The following is a 19,357-nucleotide window of genomic DNA, read 5'->3' on the forward strand; positions in this document are numbered from 1 at the left end:
TCCTCGAACTCGCACGTACTCGCGACGTCGAGAATGTCGTACCCGCGATAGTGCAAGTCGTTACCCGTCTTGCCGACAGTGCACAGCGCGGTGTTTCCCGCCGTCACCCCCGACAGCGCGACGGATTTCTTCGGCTTGAATGCGCCAGTTTGCGCGGTGGCGTTATCTGCTTCGCTCATGAATCGTCTCCTGTCCCATGCAAAATGGTTGCTGTTACTTTTTTGCGGCAAAAAGCTGGTCGAGTTTGTCTTCGTAGGCGTGATAGCCGAGGTATCGATACAGATCCTCGCGCGTCTGCATCGTTTCGACGGCGGCCTTTTGCGTGCCGTCGCGCCTGACCGTTTCGTAGAAATTCAGCGCCGCCGCGTTCATCGCGCGATACGCGCCGCAGCAGTACAAGGCGATATCGACGTCGGCGGCTTTAAGGTCATCGACGGTGAAGAACGGCGTCGAGCCGAACTCCGTCAGGTTCGCGAGGATCGGCACGCGCACGGCCGCCTTGAAGCGCCGGTAGTCGTCGAGCGTCTTCATCGCCTCGGGAAAAATCATGTCCGCGCCCGCTTCCACGTAGGCCACCGCGCGCTCGATCGCGGCGTCGATGCCTTCGGCTGCGGCCGCATCGGTGCGCGCCATGATGACGAACTGCTCGTCGGTGCGGGCATCGACGGCGGCCTTCACGCGATCCACCATCTCGTCGATCGGCACAACTTCCTTGCCCGGCCGATGCCCGCAGCGCTTCTGCCCGACCTGGTCTTCGAGATGCACCGCCGCCACGCCCGCCTTGATGAACGACTTGACCGTGCGCGCGATGTTGAACGCGCCGCCCCAGCCGGTATCGATATCGACGAGGAGCGGCAGTTGCGTTGCATCGGTGATGCGGCGCGCGTCGATGAGGACGTCGTCCATCGTGCTGATGCCGAGGTCGGGCACGCCGAGCGAGTTCGCCGCGACGCCGCCGCCTGACAGATAGAGCGCCTTGAAACCGACCGCTTCGGCCATCTTCGCGGCATAAGCCGTAATCGCGCCGACCACTTGCAGCGGCGCTTCGTTGGCGACGGCCGCGCGGAACCGGGCGCCGGCGCTTGAGGGTTGTTCTGATTTCATCGGGTTTCTCCAGGGAACGGTGCCTAATAGGCAAGTTACAGGCCACTCCGCTATGGCATTGATTGCAAAGGGATTCCTGTCCGGGCGCCTTGCCGTTTTATTTCAGAAATGAAATCGATGGTTTCACATCGGGAAAATGAAGCTAACATTCAGCTATCCGCCTCGACCTGAAAATATGACTCCCCTAGAAAACGCCCGCCCGCGCATCTGGGCAATCGGCATCAGCAAGCTGCGCGATCTCTACCGCGACATCGCCGCCGACTACGATCCACTCGCCGACCTGCGCATCGTCGCGCGCGGTTTCGAGGACGCGTTGCAGGAAATCGAGAGCGCGGGCGTCGATCGGCCGGATGTGATCGTCGCGGCCGGATCGAACGGCAGCTATCTGAAGGCGCGCACCGGCTTGCCGGTCGTACTCGTCACGCCGACCGGCTTCGACGTGATGCACGCGCTCGCGCGCGCGCGCCGCGAGGCGCAGGCGGTCGCGCTCGTCACGCACGGCGAGACGCCGTCCGAACTCAGGCGCTTTTTCGCGGCGTTCGGCGTGAGCGTCGAGACGTCGTCGTATCTGGCGGCGCAGGACGCCGAGGCGTGCGTGCTCGATTTGCGCGACCGTGGCGTCGAGGCGATCGTCGGGCCGGGCCTCGTGACGGAGCTCGCGGAGAAGGCGGGGCTGAAGTCGGTGTTCCTGTATTCGCGCGCTTCGGTGCAGGCCGCGTTCGATACCGCGCTCGAAGTCGCCCGCGCGACGCTCGCCGCCACGATGCGTCGACGCCGGCTTGACCAGGTGCTGCAAAACCTGCGCGATGGCGTGATCGCGCTCAACGCCGATGGCCGCATCGAGGCGCTCTCGGGGAAGATGGCCGAGATGCTGCGGGCGGCGCCATCGGAAGCGGTGGGGCGGAGTCTCGCCGAGATCGCGCCGGAAGTCGCGGCGGCGGTGCCGAAGGAGGCGGGCGAAACGCTGGAAACCGTGCGCGGCGCGAGCTACGTGATCCACCGCAGCGCGCTGGGCGAAGGCCGCGCGGCGGGCGCGATCGTCACGTTCCAGGAATCGGTCGCGCTGCAGCGCATGGACCGCTCGGTGCGCTCGCGGCAGCGCGCGCCGCAACTGGTGGCGCGCTACGTCGTCGGCGATATGCTCGGGGATTGCGACGCGATCGACCAGGTCCGGCGCCGCATGCTGCGCTACGCGCGTTCGGACGCGACCGTGCTGATCCGCGGCGAAAGCGGCACGGGCAAGGAACTGGCGGCGCAGGGTATCCACAACGCGAGCGCGCGGCGCGAGTTCGCGTTCGTCGCGCTCAACTGCGGCGCGTTTCCGGACACGTTGCTGGAAAGCGAACTCTTCGGCTACGAGGAAGGCGCGTTCACCGGCGCGCGGCGCGGTGGCAAGGCGGGGCTGATCGAGACCGCGCATCGCGGCACGCTCTTTCTCGATGAAATCGGCGAGATGCCGCTGTCGCTGCAAAGCCGCCTCCTGCGCGTGCTTCAGGAGCGCGAAGTCGTCCGGCTCGGATCGACGGAGCCGCTGCAGGTCGACGTGCGCGTCGTCGCGGCGACGCATCGCGCGCTGACGGAGCGCATCGAGGCGGGCGAATTCCGCTCCGACCTCTACTACCGTCTCAATATTCTCAACCTCGTGTTGCCGCCGTTGCGCGAGCGCACATCCGACATTCCGATGCTCGCCGCGCATTTGCTCAAACTCGCGCGGCGCATGAGCGAAGCAAAAGCGGCGCACGCACTGCTGGAACCCGTGCTGTCGATGCTCGCCGCGTATTCCTGGCCGGGCAACGTGCGCGAATTGCAGAACGTGATCGAGCGGATCGCGGTGGAACTGGAAGACGCCTCGGACGCGGCCGTGACGCCATCGCTCCTGCGCGCCATCGCGCCCGAACTGACGACGAACGCCGCTGATCTCACGCTGAAACAGCGCGCACAGAAAACCCAGGCCGACGAGATCCGCGCGGCGCTCGAAGCCTTCGACGGTGATCGCGACAAGACCTGCGCCGCGCTCGGCATCAGCAAGACGACGCTCTGGCGCAAGTTGAACGCAGCGCGCTAGGCAACCGGTAGAATCAACCGATTCCGAACTCTTCGAGATACTGAACTTGTCCTCACCGCGCCCGTCGACGAAACCGCGCATGCGCGTGCCGCGTGACGCCCGCATGCCGTGGCAGCGGGTGCGCGCGCGCACGCTTTTCAGCCGCCCGGCCATCTCGCCTCAGCGCCTCTTGTTGCGCCGCGTGTACCTCGTGCTCGCATTGTGCCTGCTCGCGTTCACAATCCTTTACATCGACCGCGACGGGCTGCGCGACGCATCGAAGGCGCCGAACGAATCGATGTCGCTCATCGACGTCGTCTATTTCACGATGGTGACGGTCGCGACCGTCGGCTACGGCGATATCGTGCCGGTCACGCCGCGCGCGCGTCTCATGGATGCGCTCCTGATCATGCCGATCCGCGTCATCATCTGGTTCATCTTTCTGGGCACCGCGTATCAACTGGTGATCCACCGTATCGTCGAGGAATATCGCATGAAGCGCCTGCAACGAAACCTGCGTCAGCACATTCTCGTGTGCGGTTACGGATTGAGCGGATCGATCGCCGTGCGCGAGCTGCTCGAAAGCGGCACGGACGCGCACCGCATCGTCGTGATCGATACGAATCCGGATGCGCTTGAAGCGGCGACCTCCGCCGGCGTGACGGGGCTGCTCGGCGATCCGTCGCGCGAGGACATTTTGCGCGAGGCGCAGGTGAGCAAGGCGCACGCGGTGATCGTCGCCGTCTCTGACGATCCGACCGCGATTCTCGTCACGCTCTCGGTGCGCAGTTTCGCACCGAACGTGAAGCTCGTCGTGCGGATTCAGGAGCACGTTTTCCAGCGGCAGTTGCGTCAGGCGGGCGCGGACGTGATCGTCTCGTCGACGAAGATCGGCGGGTTGCTGCTCGCCGATGCGGTCGAGAGCGAGTATGTCGTGCCGTTCGTCTCCGACATGCTATCGGCGCGCGGACGCGTGACGCTGCTGGAGCGCGCGGCGCTGCCCGAGGAAGTCGGGCGCATGACGAACGAGGTGAAGGGCGCGATCATCGTCGGACTCGCGCGGGCGGGGAAGGTGATGGAATTTTACGAAGACCCGCACGTCGCGATCGAAGCGGGCGACACGCTCGTGATGATCCAGTCGTCACGGCGGGACAGCGTCATTTAGCGCTGGGTTTAGCGCTGGACGCGCCGTCAGTTCGGCGCGCCTGAGCGCTCCTGCACACAAACCCACGGCGACACCACGACGGCCCACAACTCCGGATCGCGCGCGGCGAAATCGGCGGCGGTCCCGGCCTGGACGCGCTCGATCAATCCCGACGACAGCCATTCGGCGACCCGCTTCGTATCGTCGCTGGCGACGGCTTCCGCCACGCTCACGAGATCCAGATCGCGCGCCACCCTCAGCAGGACGCCGCGCGCGAAGAAGCGCTCCAGTTCGGACCAGCCGATCTGCGCGGTTTCACCAATGAGTTTGAGATAAAGCGGGGAGGGGGACGATGCGTCGGACATGGCGGAAAGCGTTGATATTTGTGCGTCCGACACTATAAACCATCGTGCCGGACGCATCCCTTCGCTTTGCCGCGGCCGAGCTTAGAGATCGAAGAAAACGGTCTCTTTCGGGCCTTGCAGATAAATATCGAAACGATAGATCGTGCTCGACGTATCTGGCTCGCGCTTGGCGACCAGCGTCGCGCGGCGGTCTTCGGGGACGCTCGCGAGCACCGCATCCTTCGCGTTCGCCTCGGCTTCGTCCTCGAAGTAGATCCGCGTGTACGCGTGCAGCAGCATGCCGCGCATCAGCAGGATCACGTCGATGTGCGGCGCCGCGTCGTCGCCGGTCTTGCCCGGCTTGATCGTATCCACGACAAAACGCAGCTTCGGGTCCGTGCCCGTGCCGACTCGCGCGAAGCCGCGAAAGCCCGACTTCTTCGCTTCAGCGACGCTTTCTACATAGTGCCCCGTCGAATCGGCCTGCGCCATTTCGAGGACGGCGTCGCCGATTACCTTGCCTTCGCCGTCGTGGACGTTGCCGACGATCGAAATGTGTTCGCCCGCTGCTTCACGATCGGCCGCCGAGGGCGTGAAGAGGCTCTTCAGATCGAAGTTGTACTGCTCGGGACACAGGCCGTAAGCGAAGTACGGTCCGACCGTTTGCGACGGGGTTTGTTTCAGCGTGGTCATGGTTCAAGCCTCCGTCGGGGTTTGGTCGGGGCCGCGCAGCACGATGTCGAATTCGTAGCCGAGCGCGTAGTTTTCTTCCGTCGTATCGATGGAAAAGCGCGAGATCATGCGTTCGCGCGCATGCTCCGGCGTACCCTGGAAAATCGGGTCGAGCTTGAGCAGGGGGTCGCCGGGGAAATACATCTGCGTGACGAGACGCGAACCAAAATAATCGCCGAAGAGCGAAAAGTGGATGTGGTTCGGACGCCAGGCGTTCGGATGGTTGCCCCACGGATACGCGCCCGGCTTGATCGTCAGGAAACGATAGCGGCCTTCGTTGTCGGTGACGCAGCGGCCCGCGCCGAGGAAGTTCGGGTCGAGCGGCGCATCGTGCTGGTCGTTCTTATGCACATAGCGGCCGGCGGCGTTCGCCTGCCAGATTTCGACGAGCGTATTGCGCACGGGGCGCCCGCCTTCGTCGAGGACGCGGCCCGTCACGATGATGCGCTCGCCGAGCGGCGCGCCGTTCTTTGCGGCGTTCTTCGTGAGGTCGTGGTCGAGCTTGCCGAGGTCGTCGGCGCCGTACACCGGCACGCGGCGGTCGCGCAGGTTTTCCTTCAGCGGAATCAGCGGACGCGACGGGCTGCGCAGCACGGACGAGCTGTAACCAGGATAGCTATAGGGCGGATGCGATTCCCAATCGCGCGGTGTGAGGATGGGCGAAGTCATTCGACTGTCTCCTGTTCTTTGAAGTTGAAATGGGATATTTCTGATGACTACTTTAACGAAGCATCGAAGTTATGGAAAATGATGTTTTATGCACTCAGCCATAACGATTCGTCATGGATAACGACTTCACGAATACACGCGTCAAGTTCCGGCATCTGCAATGCTTCCTGGCGGTCACGCAGCTCGGCAGCGTGCAGCGAGCCGCCGACAGCCTTTCGATCACCCAGCCCGCTGTATCGAAGACGATCGGGGAACTCGAATCCATTCTAGGCGTCCGGCTCTTCGACCGTGGGCGGCGCGGCGCCGTTCCGACCCGCGAAGGGCGGCTTTTCGCGCCGCACGCGAGTTCGTGCGTCGCGGCGCTGCGCGAAGGCGTCGACGTGCTGCTGCGCGAAAGCGGCGACGTGCCGGGGTCGGTAGCAATCGGCGTGCTTCCGACCGTCGCGACTGCGCTCCTGCCGCCCGCGCTCGCGGATTTCAGGGCGCAGTGGCCGGCGGTGTCGGTGAGCGTGTGGACGGATTCGAACGCGCAGTTGCTCTCCCGGCTGAAAGCGGGTGAGGTCGATTTCGTGGTCGGGCGGGTGTCGGACCCGGAGGGCATGCTCGGGCTCTCGTTCGAGCAGATTTATCGCGAGCCGCTGGCGGTGGTCGTGCGGCGCGATCATCCGCTGTCGTTCGAGGCGCCGCTGACGCCGTTGATGCTCGCGCGCTTCTCCGTAGTCGTGCCGCCGTTCGGGACCCTGATCCGGCAATCGGCGGAAAGCGTGCTGACGGCGTTCGGCGCGCATGCGCTGAGCGCGTTCGTCGAGACGCTCTCGGTGTCGCTTGGGCGCGCGCTCGCGCTGCACAACGACGCCGTGTGGTTCGTGCCGGCGGGCGCGGTCCAGCACGACATCGCGCTCGGCCTGCTCGTGCAGCTCGCGATGCCGTTCGCCGGCACCGACGAGCCGATCGGCCTGATACGCCGCAACGACGCCGCGCGCACGCCGGTCGAGGACAGCCTGACCGATGCGATCCGCGAGGCGGGGCGCGCGCGCATCAGCACGAAGTAACCGTCGATGCTGATCGGGTCAGGCCCGCCCAATGCTACGATGATTTCAGCAGACGTAACGTTTTCGCGCGATACTGGTGCAACCAAATCTTGTTGCGCGTGGTCACATCGAGAGCGCCTGCCGCAGGCTCTGCTGTCACTGAAAGGAAAATGAAGACCGTACTGCTCGTCGACGACGATCCCGCCACCATCGAAGCCTGGGCGATCTGCATGCAGGATGCGGATTGCACTGTGCTTTGCGCGTACGACGGCCACGCCGCGCTGGCGTTGCTGGCCGAGCATCGCGTGGATATCGTGGTGTCTGACTGGATGATGCCGGGCCTCGGCGGCGCGCTGCTTTGCCAGACGATGAAAAACGACACCGCGCTGGCAAGAATTCCCTTCCTGATGATTTCGGGCCACCCAAACCCGCCGGCCTTCGTCAACTACGACGGCTATTTGCAGAAACCCGTCGAGATGGAAACGCTGATCTCCGCCGTGAACCGCCTGTGCGCGGCCACGGTGCGCCCGCTTTACTGAAACGGCGTTTCAGCGCAACTCCGCCAGCGCGCGATCCATCTGCACCTGCGCAAGCCTGTTCAACTCCTGCGGGATGGTGCAGTCGGGCGGCAGCGTCGGCGTGACGATCACGCGGATGTGTCCCGGCCGGTCCGGCCATTTCTTCGCCGGCCATACCTTGCCCGCATCGTGCACCACGGGCACTACCGGCACCTGCGTCGCGCACGCGAGCCGCACGCCGCCGGAAGCCAGCTTGAGCGGCGCGTCGTGCGCGACGCGCGTGCCTTCCGGAAAGATCACGACTGCATCGCCGAGCGCGAGCTTTTCCGCGCATTCCCGCGTCACGGCCTGATGCGCCTGACGCAGCGACCCCCGATCGAGACTGACCATGTCGAGTCCGACCAGCACCCAGCCGAAAAACGGAATCTTTTTGAGTTCGCGCTTGAACACGAAGCTGACGCGGCGCGGAAAGAGCGCCATGAACGTGAGCGTCTCCCACGTCGATTCATGGCGGCACAGCATGATGAACGGGCCGTCGGGCAGGTGCTCCAGCCCTTCGACGGAACACGTCACGCCGACGATGACGCGCATCATCACGACCACCGCGCGGCACCATTGCCGCGCGAGCCAGTAGCGGCCGCGACGGCCGACGAACGGAAACAGAGGCAGAATCAGGATCGACCAGACGATGCCGCTGCCGAGAAGATACGTGGCGAACAGCCACTTGACGAGGGTTCGGGGCATCGAAACGCTTTGCAGGAAATGGAGGCGGGTTTACGCGGAAACCCGAAGGATAGCCTGTCGGGGGCCGCGTGTCTGGGCCGTCCTTTAAGCTTAGGCCTCGATCAACGGGAGAAATACATGGCGGAAGCAGCAGCAATCGATTTCGACGAAGGCATGCTCGACGTAGGCGACGGCCACACGATCTACTGGCGCGCGCAAGGTCCGCGCGACATGCCAGCGATGCTCGTCGTGCATGGCGGCCCGGGCGGCGCGATGAACCTGAAGTGGGCGGAGGTGCTGGATGCGTCGAAGTGGCGCATCGTGTTTTTCGACCAGCGCGGCTGCGGCAAGTCGACGCCGTTCGGCAAGCTCGAAGCAAACGTCATCGATGCGCTCGTCGGCGACATGGAGAAACTGCGGGTGCTGCTCGGCATCGAGAAATGGGCGATTTTTGGCGGCTCGTGGGGCACGACGCTCGGGCTGGCGTACGGCGTCGCGCATCCGGAGCGCTGTCTCGGATTTCTCCTGCGCGGCGTGTTTCTCGCGCGACGCGAGGACATCGACTGGTTTTTGTGGGCCGTGCGGCGCGTGTTTCCGGACGCGCATCGGAATTTTCTCGACGCGATCGAAACCGCTTCCGGCAAGCGGCCGCGCAATGCGCCGGAGATCCTGACGCTCGCCGAGGCGCCGCTCGCCCGTTTCGACGAAGCCGGCACGCGGCTCGCGCGCGCCTGGACGGCGTATGAGACGACGCTGTCGGTGGTGAACAAGCCCCAAAAGGAGAACGCGCCGCCGCCGGAAGAGGGCAAAAAGGAAACCGGCGAATCCAACGCACCGGCCATCTCGATGGCGCTTCTGGAGCGCCACTACATGACGAACGAATTGCCGCCCGAGCCGCTTTTGCCGCGCGTCGGCGTTATTTCCCACTTGCCGTGTCACATCGTGCATGGTCGCTTCGACATGGTCTGTCCGGCCGACCAGGCGCTCGAACTCGCGGAACACTGGCCGGGCGCCCAGCTTTCCATCGTCGATGCCGCCGGCCACTGGACCTTCGAACCCGGCAACGTCGCAGCGCTGCGCGCGGGCGGCGAGGCGCTTTCGAAGGCGCTCGCCGGCTAGAGAATATCGGCGGCGGGGCCCGACAGCAGCCTCCAGTCGACGTCCGAGCCGACGACGATCACTTTCGCGCCGCGCCGCACGGCGACGGTCAGCGTCACGCAGAGCGACGTCCCCGTCACCGAGAGATACGGCGCGCTTACAAACACGCGCTCGGGTGTGGCGAGCGCCTCGACGAAATAGTCGCGGTTGTCCCAGCGTCCGGATGACGGATCGACGATCGGCGAGAAGCGCTCGCTCGGCGCCTTCGCGGCCGCGCCGGGCAGCGCCGGCGTGAACTCGCGGCCGCGCGCATCGAGGAAAAAGCTGCTCACCGTGCACGGCAGCGCGAGCAGCGCGGCGCACGCGCTTGCTGTGCTCGCGCCTTGTGCGATGCGCGCAGAGGCTTCAGTCAGCCGCGAGCGGTACGGCATTAGCAGCAAGTCGCTCGCGAGGCGCTCGGAGCGGCGCACGTCGGCGAGCGTATCGAAGGTGCGTTCGAAGAGCGGCATCGCCTCCGATCGCGGCGGCAGTTCCGGCGCGGGCTGGCCGAACAGGAACCCCTGCACGAAATCGACGTTCGAGCGCGCCGCGAGAAACAGGTCGGCCTCGGTCTCGATGCCTTCCGCCACGACGAACATCCCCGATTCGTGCAGCAAACCGACGAGTTTCGGCAGCAGCGCGTCACGCAGATGCGCGCCCTGCGTGCGTACGAGGCTGCGGTCGAGCTTGACGATGTCGGGCTTGAGCGTCAGCAACCGGTCGATATTCGAATGGCCGGCGCCGAAATCGTCGACGGCGACGAGAAAGCCCTCCGCGCGATACGCGCGCGTCGCGTGCGCGATGCGGTCGAGCTGGCTGCCGCCCGATTCCAGCACTTCGATCACGATGCGCTCGGGCGCCAGGCCCCGCTCGCGCGCGAGCACGGCGAGCTCTGCGGCGTAGCCGGGCGCGGTGAACGTCGCCGGGTTGATGTTGAGAAAGAGCCAGGTGGCGTCTGGCAGGCGCGAGGCCGCGTTGGCGAGATGCGCGGCGTGGCTCATGCGATCGAGCCGCGCCACCGATCCCTCGACGATCGCCTTTGCGAACAGCTCGAACGGCGAGATCAGCGGTCTGGACGATGACTCGCCGTCCGCTTCGCCGCGCAGCAACGCCTCGTAGCCCACTTCGCGCTGGTGCGGCAGGCTGTAGATCGGCTGCAGATGCGAAGCGAGTGCGATGCCGTCGAAGGTATGCCGCGTGCGCAGCATCAGCGGACAGGCTCGCGATTCACGAGCGCGGCCGGCAGCGGGCGGCGCCTTGTCGATGGAAATTCGCACATGGTGAGCTGACGGCGGGGCCGCGGCGTGGTCCGAAGAGGTTCGATAGACAGCTTATCGGTCGGTCACGCGAGGACTTGAGCGGCTCAAGCCAGAAAAGTGCGCGATCCATGGTTTGCCATGGCGGGCCTTAGAAAAAATTGCCGCGAGCCAGCGCGCATCCTATCTTTGAAACAACGTTTGAAAAACCGTATGAAAAGTAAATTGAGACAGCGATGGTAGGATCGCGCCTGGCAACCAAGGCGGGCGGGGCCCGTCGAACGGTGAATCCAAGACAAAGAGGCGATTCGATGGCGCAACAAAAAACCAATCCGAAACTCGAGCAGGCGCTTACGCGCGGCGATCTGGCCATCCGCCAGGCCAACTCGGGCCGCGCGACCGCCGTGTTGCGCGCGCTCGGCAAGATGATCGTCGAGGCATCGTCGACGATCGGCGTGGAAGCGTTCGTCGTGATCCACGACGGCGACAAGATCTACGATCCCGCCGACGGCATGTGGCCGCAGCAGTTGCTGGTGTCGCTCGACGGCCCGGTTGAAGACGCCGATCCCGACGAATTGCGCACGATCACGCTGCTCGCCGACACGCCTGCCACGATGTTCCGCTGCGAATGGCAGCGCGCGGACGGCAAGATCGGACGCCAGGAAGGGCGCCCGCTCGCGATGGTCGCGTTCATCACCGACGTCGACATCCCCTGGCTCGACGACGAAGACTGACCCCTCCGGTATCCCGATCCCGCCAACGGCTCCTTTCACGGAGCCGTTTTTTATTGACGCAAGCGAATTGCTGCCATCGATTCTCACTGAATCGCCATCATCCACGCCGCATGTCAAACCTTTGAGCGTGCGGTAATTTACTTAAATTGACGCGCGCAACCGTTTGCGCCTCGATTTTTCAATCAATTTCCGTTTTGATGACTTAGCGCTGTATGTAATGCGCTTTCCAATTCATTACGCCTGCTTACTCGATTTATGGAATTCATGCACCTAATACGCGCGTAATTGGGCGAAATGCTCAACGCTGGGGAAAAGCGTGTCGTCTATCGGCAGTTTCGGTAATTTCTTGATGGTCCCACCCTGAATTTTGTTTAGAAATATCTGCCAGCGCTCACGCCGTTATTACAACTCATGAGACGCTCGTTTCCGCCGCGCACGAGCGTCTTTTTCTTGATCGGGCGCGGCACTTTTTCTAATAGCCAACAAAATGGGGTTACATATGGATCGTCTCAACCTGACAACTGAAGCAGCCGAATTCGACCGTCACGCAAATGCCGCACGCCGCGAGCTTTCTTCAATCCGCGCTCTTCAGAAACCCGAACGGATGCCGTTTACTATTCGTATCGTCTCGAGCGAGCGTGATCTGCAGAAAGCCGTGAACATCCGTCGCGCCGCGTACGGGAGACATCTGCCTGACTTCGCCGAAAAAATGACGGTTGATGCTTGCGATCGCGAACCGGGCACGGCAATTCTGCTCGCGGAGTCGAAACTGGACGGCGCGCCGCTCGGCACGATGCGGATTCAGACGAACGAATTCGCACCGCTCGGCGTGGAGCATTCGGTGCGGCTGCCGGACCATCTGAACGGTGTGAGGCTTGCCGAAGCGACTCGCCTCGGGGTGGCGGGCGGCTCGGTGGGGCGAGTGGTTAAAATGATGTTGTTCAAGAGCCTCTTTTTATATTGCGAACAACAGCACATCGACTGGATGGTGATTACGGCCCGTTCGCCGCTCGATCGGGAATACGAAACCATGCTGTTCGAAGATGTGTTTGGCGAGAAGGAATTCATTCCGATGGCGCACGTCGGCGGATTGCCGCATCGCGTTTTGGCGGGTGAAGTGGGTGTCGCGCGGCAACGTTGGGAAGAAGCGGGTCATCCGTTATTCCGTTTTGTGTTTCAGACGCATCATCCGGATATCGATTTGAGTACCGCAGATTTATCTTTCGAGCGTGAAACGGTACGATGCCCGGAGGCCTCGCAGGTGGCTTATGGCAGGTAACTAGATTTAACCGGGCAGTCCGGGGGCCCGGGTAACAACACAATGGCGATGGCGGGCGTGGTTTGGCGCCCCCGCCATCACCAGCGCGACATGAGTCGCGCAAAACGGGGATTCTCCAGTATGGCGTCGGCTACGTTATTTTCCCTTTCCAGATACCGGCACACGGGGTCGTGGCTCGATCGCGCGCTTTACCTTTTTTCCGTCTACGTCATCCCGTTCGTCATCGTCATCGGGACCATCGCAACCCTTTTTCTGCTGCCGCGGCAATACGAATCCACTGGCTCGATCACGCTGCCGATGCACGTCTTCGACGAACGCGGCACGACGCTCGGCCCCGCCGGTGCGCTCGCAAAACTGCACAATGCGCCGTCCACGACGCGCTTCAGCACGCAACTCTCCGAATCTCCCATCTGGTTCAGTTTCACCGCGCCCGCCACCGGCAAGGCGCATCCGACGCTCGTCGAATTTCCATCGCGTCATGCGCTCACGCTGTCCTGCTGGAATGCGTCGACGATGCAGCCCCTCGGCCACGCCGACCGGCAGGGCGCCTCAGGCGAGATGCGCGCGATCAAGGCCGGCTTTTCCGTCTTTCTCGGGTATATCACCGAAAACGTGCCGCTCGTGTGCCGCGGCACGTTCTCCGGCCCCGCGCAGGTCACGGCGCTCGGCTGGGACTCGGTGCATCTGCGCAACTCGGCGCTCGACTTCCAGGAAAGCTCGGGCCTGATCGGCGGCGGACTGCTCACGCTCGCCGTCTTCGTCTTCGTGACGGCGATGATCAACCGCGAATGGACCTATGTGATCTTCGCGGTGTGGCTCGTCGGCAACCTGCGGCTCTGCGCGAACGCGATGGGCTGGGACACGCAATGGCTCGACCGCGAAATCCCGCCCGACTGGATGCCGCTTTTGCGCCAGATCACGTTCGCCGCCTACTACCTGTTGACGGGCGCGCTCTTCAGCCAGCTGTTCCGCCGCGAACTGCGCGTGGTCGGCTATCACTGGCTGCTGCGCGCCGGTCAGTACGTGGGACTGTTGCTGCTCGCGCTCGCCATAGTGCTGCCGTACGGGTATTTCATTCCGGCGCTGTGGGGCCTCGGCGGCTTCGGCATGGCCGTGCTGATCTTCTTGCTCGCGCGCCTCGTCTGGATGGCGCGCTCGCGCACCGTGCTCTGGTATGTCGCGTCGCTCGGAATCGTCCTGTTCGCGACGTTTTCCGAAGTCTTGGGCGCCGCCTTCGGCCTGAAACTGCTGTTCGGCGGCGTCAACACGGTGATGGCGGCGCTTTCGTCGAGCATGATGGCGGCCTTCGCGATCGCCGAGCAGATGCGCGCCGAGCGCGAGCACCGCCGGCAGGCGCAGACCGAACTGCGCAATACCTATGAAGTCACCCCGATCGGCCTCTTCACGCTAGATTCCGAGGGTCATTTCGTGCGCGCCAATCCCGCCCTGCGCGCGATGCTCGACCTGCACAAGGCAGAGTACAAACTGCGTCACTGGAACGACTACTTCGAGGCGGGCGCGTGGGGTTCGCTGCAGGCGCTGGCATCGAAGGGCAGCGATGGCGAACTCGAAATGGGCGGCGCCGCCGCGCGCGGCACAGGCGAGCGGCGCTATTTGCTGAAGGCGATCGAATCGAACGGGTGGATCGAAGGATCGTTGCAGGATGTCACCGAGCGTTCGAAAGCGATCGAACGCCTGCGCTTTCTCGCCGAGCACGACCCGCTGACGGGTTCGCTCAACCGCCGCGGCGTGGAAAAGGCGATCGCGGCGGAGAGCGAGGAAACGCTGCCGTGGGCGCTCGCGTATATCGACCTCGACCGCTTCAAGCTCGTCAACGACCTGTTCGGTCACCGCTCCGGCGACGAAGTGCTGAAGCAGGTCGCATCCCGCACCCGCGCGCACTTCAAGCGCGACTATCCGGTCGGCCGCATTGGCGGCGACGAATTCGTGTGCGTGATGAGCGATACGTCGATCGACGACGCCATCGCGCAATGCCACGAGCTCATCTCGATTTTGAGCGACGCGCCGTATCAGGTCGGCAATCGCGCGTTCCAGGTGAAGGCGTCGATCGGGCTCGTCGAGTGTTCGCGCGGCGTGCGCGTCCAGGATGCGCTCTCGCATGCCGACCGCGCCTGTCGCGAGGCGAAGAAGGTCGCGCACACGCACCTCGTCACGTACCGCAAGGGCGCCGCCGCGTTCGAGGAGCGCGCGGAGGAATTGAAGCTCGTCGAGACGCTCGGCCGCAATCGCCTGCCGCCGGGGCTTTTCCTCGTGATGCAGCCGATCATGTCGCTCTCGGCGCCGACCGAGTCGCTGAATTTCGAGGTGCTGCTGCGCATGCGCGCACCAGACGGCACGACTTTGCCCGCGGGCAAGGTCATCGTCGCGGCGGAGGAGTCGGGCAATATCGCCGCGATCGACCGCTGGGTAATGACGACGCTCCTCGCGTGGATCGAGAAAAACCAGGAATCGCTGCCGAACACACAGTTCATTTGCGTGAATCTGTCGGGCGGGTCGCTCAACGACGAGCAGTTCATGGAGGACATCTTCGCGCTCTTCGCGCAGCATCCTTCGATCGTGCACTACCTCTGTCTCGAAATCACCGAGAGCGTGGCGCTGCACGATCTGGAGAACACGCAGCGCTTCATCTCGCGTGTCCACGACATGGGCGGCAAGATCGCGCTCGACGACTTCGGCGCGGGCTACACGTCGTTTAAATACCTGAAGGCGCTATCGGCCGATGCGCTGAAGATCGACGGCGAATTCGTCCGCACGATGTGCGCGCATCCGGCGGATATCGCGATCGTCGAGGCGATCGTCGCGCTGGCACGCAATCTGGGCATGCGCAGCGTCGCCGAATGGGTCGAGGATGCCGAGACGCTGCGTGCGCTGCAGGAAATCGGCGTGGATTATGTGCAGGGTTATCTGATCGCGAAGCCGCAGGAAAGCGCGGCGATTCTGGCCGCGAGTTCCGCCGCCAGCTTCGTGAAGGACCCGGAAGTGGTGAACATCATCGAATGCTTGTCGGAGCCGGATCAGGCGCTGACTTACGGCTACGAGTGGCGCGCGAAGATGGGCACGCACTGAGTGGCTTCTACGCTGTTTTGATCGCTCCCAGCACTTTGGCGGCCGCGATCGGGATGCGCGTGTCGTCCCACTGGGCGAGCCACTGCACTTCTTTCGTCGTGAAATAGTCCGGGTAGTTGCGCAGCGCGAACTGCAGCGAATCGACGACGTGATCGCGGATGATCTGCGGCGCGGCTTCGTCGTTGACGATCGCGTGAAGGGCTTCGAGTGTGCTCATGGCGCGGCGAATATGGGGTAGGAGTGCGCCAACCTTAACCGAAGAAAAATCCGAAAAATTATTCGATACGACTGAGCGCGCGGCGAGGCCGCTCAGTCGATCGACAAGCGCACGGCGAACGCCAGCAGCGCGCCCGAGAAAGTCCAGCGCTGCACCACCTGCGCGCGCGGATGACGGCGCAACCATCCCGAGATTCTGACGGTGCCGAGTGCGAGCGTCACATCGAACGCGACGCCGATCGCGACCAGCACCACGCCCAACTCCACCACCTGCGACCACACCGCGCCCGCTTCCTGATGCACGAATTGCGGCAGCAGCACGGAGCAGAAGAGCAGCGCCTTCGGATTGAGGATGCTGCTCAGCACGCCTTTCGTCACGGCCGCGCGCAGCGTGGACGACGCGTTGGGGCGCGCGGCATCGTCGAGGCCGAATGCCGGCGAGCGGAAGATCTGATACGCCACATAGGCGAGATAGAGCGCGCCCGCGATACGAATGCCGTCGTAGAGCCAGGGCGCGCTGCGAAGCAAGGCGGCGACGCCGAGCGCCGACAGCGTCACGTGCGTCGCGCGCGCGATGGCGAGCCCGCCGGCGGTCGCGAATCCATGCTTCATGCCGCGCGTCGCGCTGGTCTGCAGAACGAGCGCCATGTCCGGACCGGGCAACGCATACACGACGGCGAGCGCGCCGACGATCACCGCGAGTAAATGGAGCGAAACCATGATGACCTCTGCCCTTTGTTGTTCGTTTTGAGAATGCCTACATGATGCCGCTGATCGAGGAGCGTTTTCTGGCTTTTTGGCCTACTTTGGATGATGGATTTAGCGGAAAACGCTATTCTGTATGCTTCGACGAAGGAAATCGCCATGAACGATCTCGACAAAATCGACCGCGCCATTCTGGCCGCGGTTCAGCAGGACGGCCGCATTCCCATCGCGAAACTGGCGGAACGCGTGGGCTTGAGCGAGACCCCTTGTGCGCGGCGCCTCAAGCGGCTCGAAAGCGATGGGTTCATCGGCGGATATCGGGCGGTGCTGTCGCGGAGAGCGCTCGACATCGGCGTGATCGCGTTCGCGCAGGTGCGTTTCAGCATCCACGACCGGGCGCTGTCGGATCGTTTCGAGCGCGAGATTCAGGCGATCGCGCGGATCGTGTCGTGTCACAACATCTCGGGCAGCGCGGATTATCTGCTGCAAGTCGCGGCGCGTGATCTCGATGAATACGGCTTGTTCATGCGTGACGTGCTGCGCGCGCTGCCGGGGGTGACTGCGGTGGAGTCGATGCTGTCGTTGCGGGAGGTGAAGCGGGATACGGGGCTGCCGTTACTATAGATAATGGCCCTTGTGAGGGCTTCAATGAGCACTAATAGCTCGCATGAGGGCTTTTATCAGTCATCTGTTTATTTGTCGCCCAGAATGGCCCACATGGAGCCTACTAAGCAATCGAAAATCTCTCGAAGTTCGCCTGCTAACCTCGACCACCCCGAAACCCAAAACGCCCGCAAGCTTGTCTACACAAGCTGACGGCCAGCTCGCATCTATAACAACGGGTAATCCCTAATTCACCCAAAGTTGTATATACAAGACCATGCGTTTTAACAGAGCCGTCTGATCCCAGCCGGCCTACCCACCCATAAGACGCAGGAGTTCGTGTGGACCAATCCTCTCGTTTTCGCGATGTCGAAATCCGCGCGCCGCGCGGCACCACGCTCAACGCCAAAAGCTGGCTGACCGAAGCGCCGCTGCGCATGCTGATGAACAATCTCGACCCCGAAGTCGCCGAGAATCCGAAGGAACTGGTGGTGTACGGCGGCATCGGCCGGGCGGCGCGCGACTGGGCCTGCTACGACAAGATTGTCGAGACGCTCAAACGCCTCGAAGCCGATGAAACGCTGCTCGTGCAATCGGGCAAGCCGGTCGGCGTGTTCAAGACGCACGAAAACGCGCCCCGCGTACTGATCGCGAACTCGAATCTCGTGCCGCACTGGGCGAGCTGGGAGCACTTCAACGAACTCGATGCCCGCGGCCTCGCGATGTACGGCCAGATGACGGCCGGAAGCTGGATCTACATCGGCAGCCAGGGGATCGTGCAAGGCACCTACGAGACCTTCGTCGAAGCCGGACGCCAGCACTACGGCGGCGACCTGAAAGGCCGCTGGGTGCTGACCGCTGGCCTCGGCGGCATGGGCGGCGCGCAGCCGCTCGCGGCGACGCTCGCCGGCGCCTGTTCGCTCAATATCGAATGCCAGCAGAGCCGCATCGATTTCCGCCTGAAGACGCGCTACGTCGACGAGCAGGCCACCGATCTCGACGACGCCCTCGCGCGCATCGAGCGCTACACGTCGGAAGGCCGCGCGATGTCGATCGCGTTGTGCGCCAACGCCGCCGACGTCCTGCCGGAACTCGTGCGCCGCGGCGTGCGCCCCGACATGGTCACCGACCAGACGAGCGCGCACGATCCGCTGAACGGCTATCTGCCGATTGGCTGGACCTGGGCGCAATACCGCGACCGGGCGCAAAGCGACGCAGCGGGCACGGTGAAGGCGGCGAAACAATCGATGGCGGAGCACGTCCGCGCGATGCTCGCGTTCCAGCAGCAGGGCGTCCCGACCTTCGACTACGGCAATAACATTCGTCAGATGGCGAAGGAAGAGGGCGTCGAAAACGCGTTCGACTTCCCCGGCTTCGTGCCGGCGTATATCCGGCCGCTCTTTTGCCGCGGCGTCGGGCCGTTCCGCTGGGCGGCGCTCTCGGGCGATCCGCAAGACATCTACAAGACCGACGCGAAGGTCAAGGAACTGATCCCCGACGACGATCACCTGCACCGCTGGCTCGACATGGCGCGCGAGCGCATCAGCTTCCAGGGCTTGCCGGCGCGCATCTGCTGGGTCGGGCTCGGCCAGCGCGCGAAGCTCGGCCTCGCGTTCAACGAGATGGTTCGGAGCGGCGAATTGTCGGCGCCGGTCGTGATCGGGCGCGATCACCTCGATTCCGGCTCCGTGGCGAGTCCGAATCGCGAGACGGAATCGATGCAGGACGGCTCGGACGCCGTCTCCGACTGGCCGCTCCTCAACGCGCTCCTGAACACCGCGAGCGGTGCGACGTGGGTGTCGATCCATCATGGCGGCGGCGTCGGCATGGGCTTTTCGCAGCACGCGGGCGTCGTGATCGTCTGCGACGGCACCGATGAAGCCGCCGCGCGCATCGCCCGGGTGCTCCACAACGATCCGGCGACGGGCGTCATGCGCCACGCGGACGCGGGCTACGACATCGCCGTGGAATGCGCGCGCGAAAAGGGGCTCGACCTGCCGATGATCGAAGGCGCGGTTCCGAAGAAGTAGA

At 63.8% G+C, this 19,357-nt stretch carries 18 protein-coding genes and 1 pseudogene; 10 read left to right on the forward strand and 9 right to left on the reverse strand.

What is annotated here, in order from left to right; genetic code table 11:
- Both AWB67_RS16030 and prpB read right to left on the reverse strand, forming a co-directional pair.
- Positions 1 to 179, reverse strand: a pseudogene (locus tag AWB67_RS16030) (2-methylcitrate synthase); the annotation flags it as partial.
- A gap of 34 nt (positions 180 to 213) precedes the next feature.
- Positions 214 to 1,104, reverse strand: a complete 891-nt coding sequence (gene prpB / locus AWB67_RS16035) for a methylisocitrate lyase (protein WP_087657240.1) — start codon at positions 1,102 to 1,104, stop codon at positions 214 to 216.
- Positions 1,105 to 1,240: 136 nt separating this feature from the next.
- Between prpB and prpR the strand changes: the two genes are divergently transcribed.
- Together prpR and AWB67_RS16045 are read left to right on the forward strand one after the other, a co-directional pair.
- A complete protein-coding gene (gene prpR, locus AWB67_RS16040) occupies positions 1,241 to 3,169 on the forward strand; it encodes a propionate catabolism operon regulatory protein PrpR (protein ID WP_374729822.1) in 1,929 nt (642 codons plus the stop codon).
- Between the two features lie 79 nt (positions 3,170 to 3,248).
- Positions 3,249 to 4,313, forward strand: a complete 1,065-nt coding sequence (locus AWB67_RS16045) for a potassium channel family protein (RefSeq protein ID WP_087657242.1) — start codon at positions 3,249 to 3,251, stop codon at positions 4,311 to 4,313.
- Positions 4,314 to 4,339: 26 nt separating this feature from the next.
- Here AWB67_RS16045 and AWB67_RS16050 read toward each other — a convergent pair whose 3' ends face one another.
- The 3 genes from AWB67_RS16050 to pcaH form a co-directional block, all read right to left on the reverse strand.
- Complete coding sequence (locus tag AWB67_RS16050; protein WP_087657243.1) at positions 4,340 to 4,657, reverse strand: DUF2288 domain-containing protein; 318 nt, start codon at positions 4,655 to 4,657, stop codon at positions 4,340 to 4,342.
- 81 nt (positions 4,658 to 4,738) lie between these two features.
- Positions 4,739 to 5,329, reverse strand: coding sequence for a protocatechuate 3,4-dioxygenase subunit alpha (gene pcaG / locus AWB67_RS16055; protein WP_087657244.1), 591 nt, complete (start codon positions 5,327 to 5,329; stop codon positions 4,739 to 4,741).
- 3 nt (positions 5,330 to 5,332) lie between these two features.
- The gene (pcaH, locus tag AWB67_RS16060) at positions 5,333 to 6,037 is read right to left on the reverse strand and encodes a protocatechuate 3,4-dioxygenase subunit beta (protein WP_087657245.1); all 705 of its coding nucleotides are present in this window, start codon (positions 6,035 to 6,037) and stop codon (positions 5,333 to 5,335) included.
- 113 nt (positions 6,038 to 6,150) lie between these two features.
- Between pcaH and pcaQ the strand changes: the two genes are divergently transcribed.
- Positions 6,151 to 7,089, forward strand: a complete 939-nt coding sequence (gene pcaQ / locus AWB67_RS16065) for a pca operon transcription factor PcaQ (protein WP_087657246.1) — start codon at positions 6,151 to 6,153, stop codon at positions 7,087 to 7,089.
- Between the two features lie 149 nt (positions 7,090 to 7,238).
- A complete protein-coding gene (locus AWB67_RS16070) occupies positions 7,239 to 7,607 on the forward strand; it encodes a response regulator (protein ID WP_087657247.1) in 369 nt (122 codons plus the stop codon).
- A gap of 9 nt (positions 7,608 to 7,616) precedes the next feature.
- Here AWB67_RS16070 and AWB67_RS16075 read toward each other — a convergent pair whose 3' ends face one another.
- Positions 7,617 to 8,330 (reverse strand): lysophospholipid acyltransferase family protein, encoded by a 714-nt coding sequence (locus AWB67_RS16075; protein WP_087657248.1) that lies wholly within the window; start codon positions 8,328 to 8,330, stop codon positions 7,617 to 7,619.
- A gap of 117 nt (positions 8,331 to 8,447) precedes the next feature.
- Between AWB67_RS16075 and pip the strand changes: the two genes are divergently transcribed.
- Complete coding sequence (pip, locus tag AWB67_RS16080) at positions 8,448 to 9,428, forward strand: prolyl aminopeptidase (protein WP_087657249.1); 981 nt, start codon at positions 8,448 to 8,450, stop codon at positions 9,426 to 9,428.
- Here pip and AWB67_RS16085 read toward each other — a convergent pair.
- A complete protein-coding gene (locus AWB67_RS16085; protein ID WP_235025186.1) occupies positions 9,425 to 10,723 on the reverse strand; it encodes an EAL domain-containing protein in 1,299 nt (432 codons plus the stop codon). The two genes, pip and AWB67_RS16085, sit on opposite strands and share 4 nt — an antisense overlap.
- A 290-nt stretch (positions 10,724 to 11,013) precedes the next feature.
- Here AWB67_RS16085 and AWB67_RS16090 point away from each other — a divergent pair, with 290 nt between their 5' ends.
- From AWB67_RS16090 to AWB67_RS16100, 3 genes are all read left to right on the forward strand, one after another.
- The gene (locus AWB67_RS16090) at positions 11,014 to 11,436 is read left to right on the forward strand and encodes a hypothetical protein (RefSeq protein WP_087657251.1); all 423 of its coding nucleotides are present in this window, start codon (positions 11,014 to 11,016) and stop codon (positions 11,434 to 11,436) included.
- A 499-nt stretch (positions 11,437 to 11,935) separates the two neighbouring features.
- Positions 11,936 to 12,715, forward strand: a complete 780-nt coding sequence (locus AWB67_RS16095; RefSeq protein WP_087657252.1) for an N-acyl amino acid synthase FeeM domain-containing protein — start codon at positions 11,936 to 11,938, stop codon at positions 12,713 to 12,715.
- Positions 12,716 to 12,805: 90 nt separating this feature from the next.
- Positions 12,806 to 15,802 (forward strand): putative bifunctional diguanylate cyclase/phosphodiesterase, encoded by a 2,997-nt coding sequence (locus AWB67_RS16100; RefSeq protein ID WP_235025187.1) that lies wholly within the window; start codon positions 12,806 to 12,808, stop codon positions 15,800 to 15,802.
- 7 nt (positions 15,803 to 15,809) lie between these two features.
- Here AWB67_RS16100 and AWB67_RS16105 read toward each other — a convergent pair whose 3' ends face one another.
- Together AWB67_RS16105 and AWB67_RS16110 are read right to left on the reverse strand one after the other, a co-directional pair.
- A complete protein-coding gene (locus AWB67_RS16105; RefSeq protein WP_087657254.1) occupies positions 15,810 to 16,019 on the reverse strand; it encodes a hypothetical protein in 210 nt (69 codons plus the stop codon).
- 92 nt (positions 16,020 to 16,111) lie between these two features.
- On the reverse strand, positions 16,112 to 16,738 hold the full coding sequence (locus AWB67_RS16110; RefSeq protein WP_087657255.1) for a LysE family translocator: 627 nt from the start codon (positions 16,736 to 16,738) through the stop codon (positions 16,112 to 16,114).
- Positions 16,739 to 16,882: 144 nt separating this feature from the next.
- On the opposite strand from AWB67_RS16110, the gene AWB67_RS16115 reads away from it, so the two are divergent.
- Positions 16,883 to 17,347 carry an Lrp/AsnC family transcriptional regulator gene (locus AWB67_RS16115; RefSeq protein ID WP_087657350.1) on the forward strand — a complete coding sequence of 155 codons (465 nt, stop codon included), beginning with the start codon at positions 16,883 to 16,885 and terminating at the stop codon, positions 17,345 to 17,347.
- 320 nt (positions 17,348 to 17,667) lie between these two features.
- Positions 17,668 to 19,356, forward strand: coding sequence for a urocanate hydratase (gene hutU / locus AWB67_RS16120; RefSeq protein WP_087657256.1), 1,689 nt, complete (start codon positions 17,668 to 17,670; stop codon positions 19,354 to 19,356).
- The last annotated feature ends 1 nt before the right edge of the window (position 19,357 follow it).

Origin of the sequence: Caballeronia terrestris (genome assembly GCF_001544515.1) — a bacterium.
GTDB lineage: Bacteria > Pseudomonadota > Gammaproteobacteria > Burkholderiales > Burkholderiaceae > Caballeronia > Caballeronia terrestris.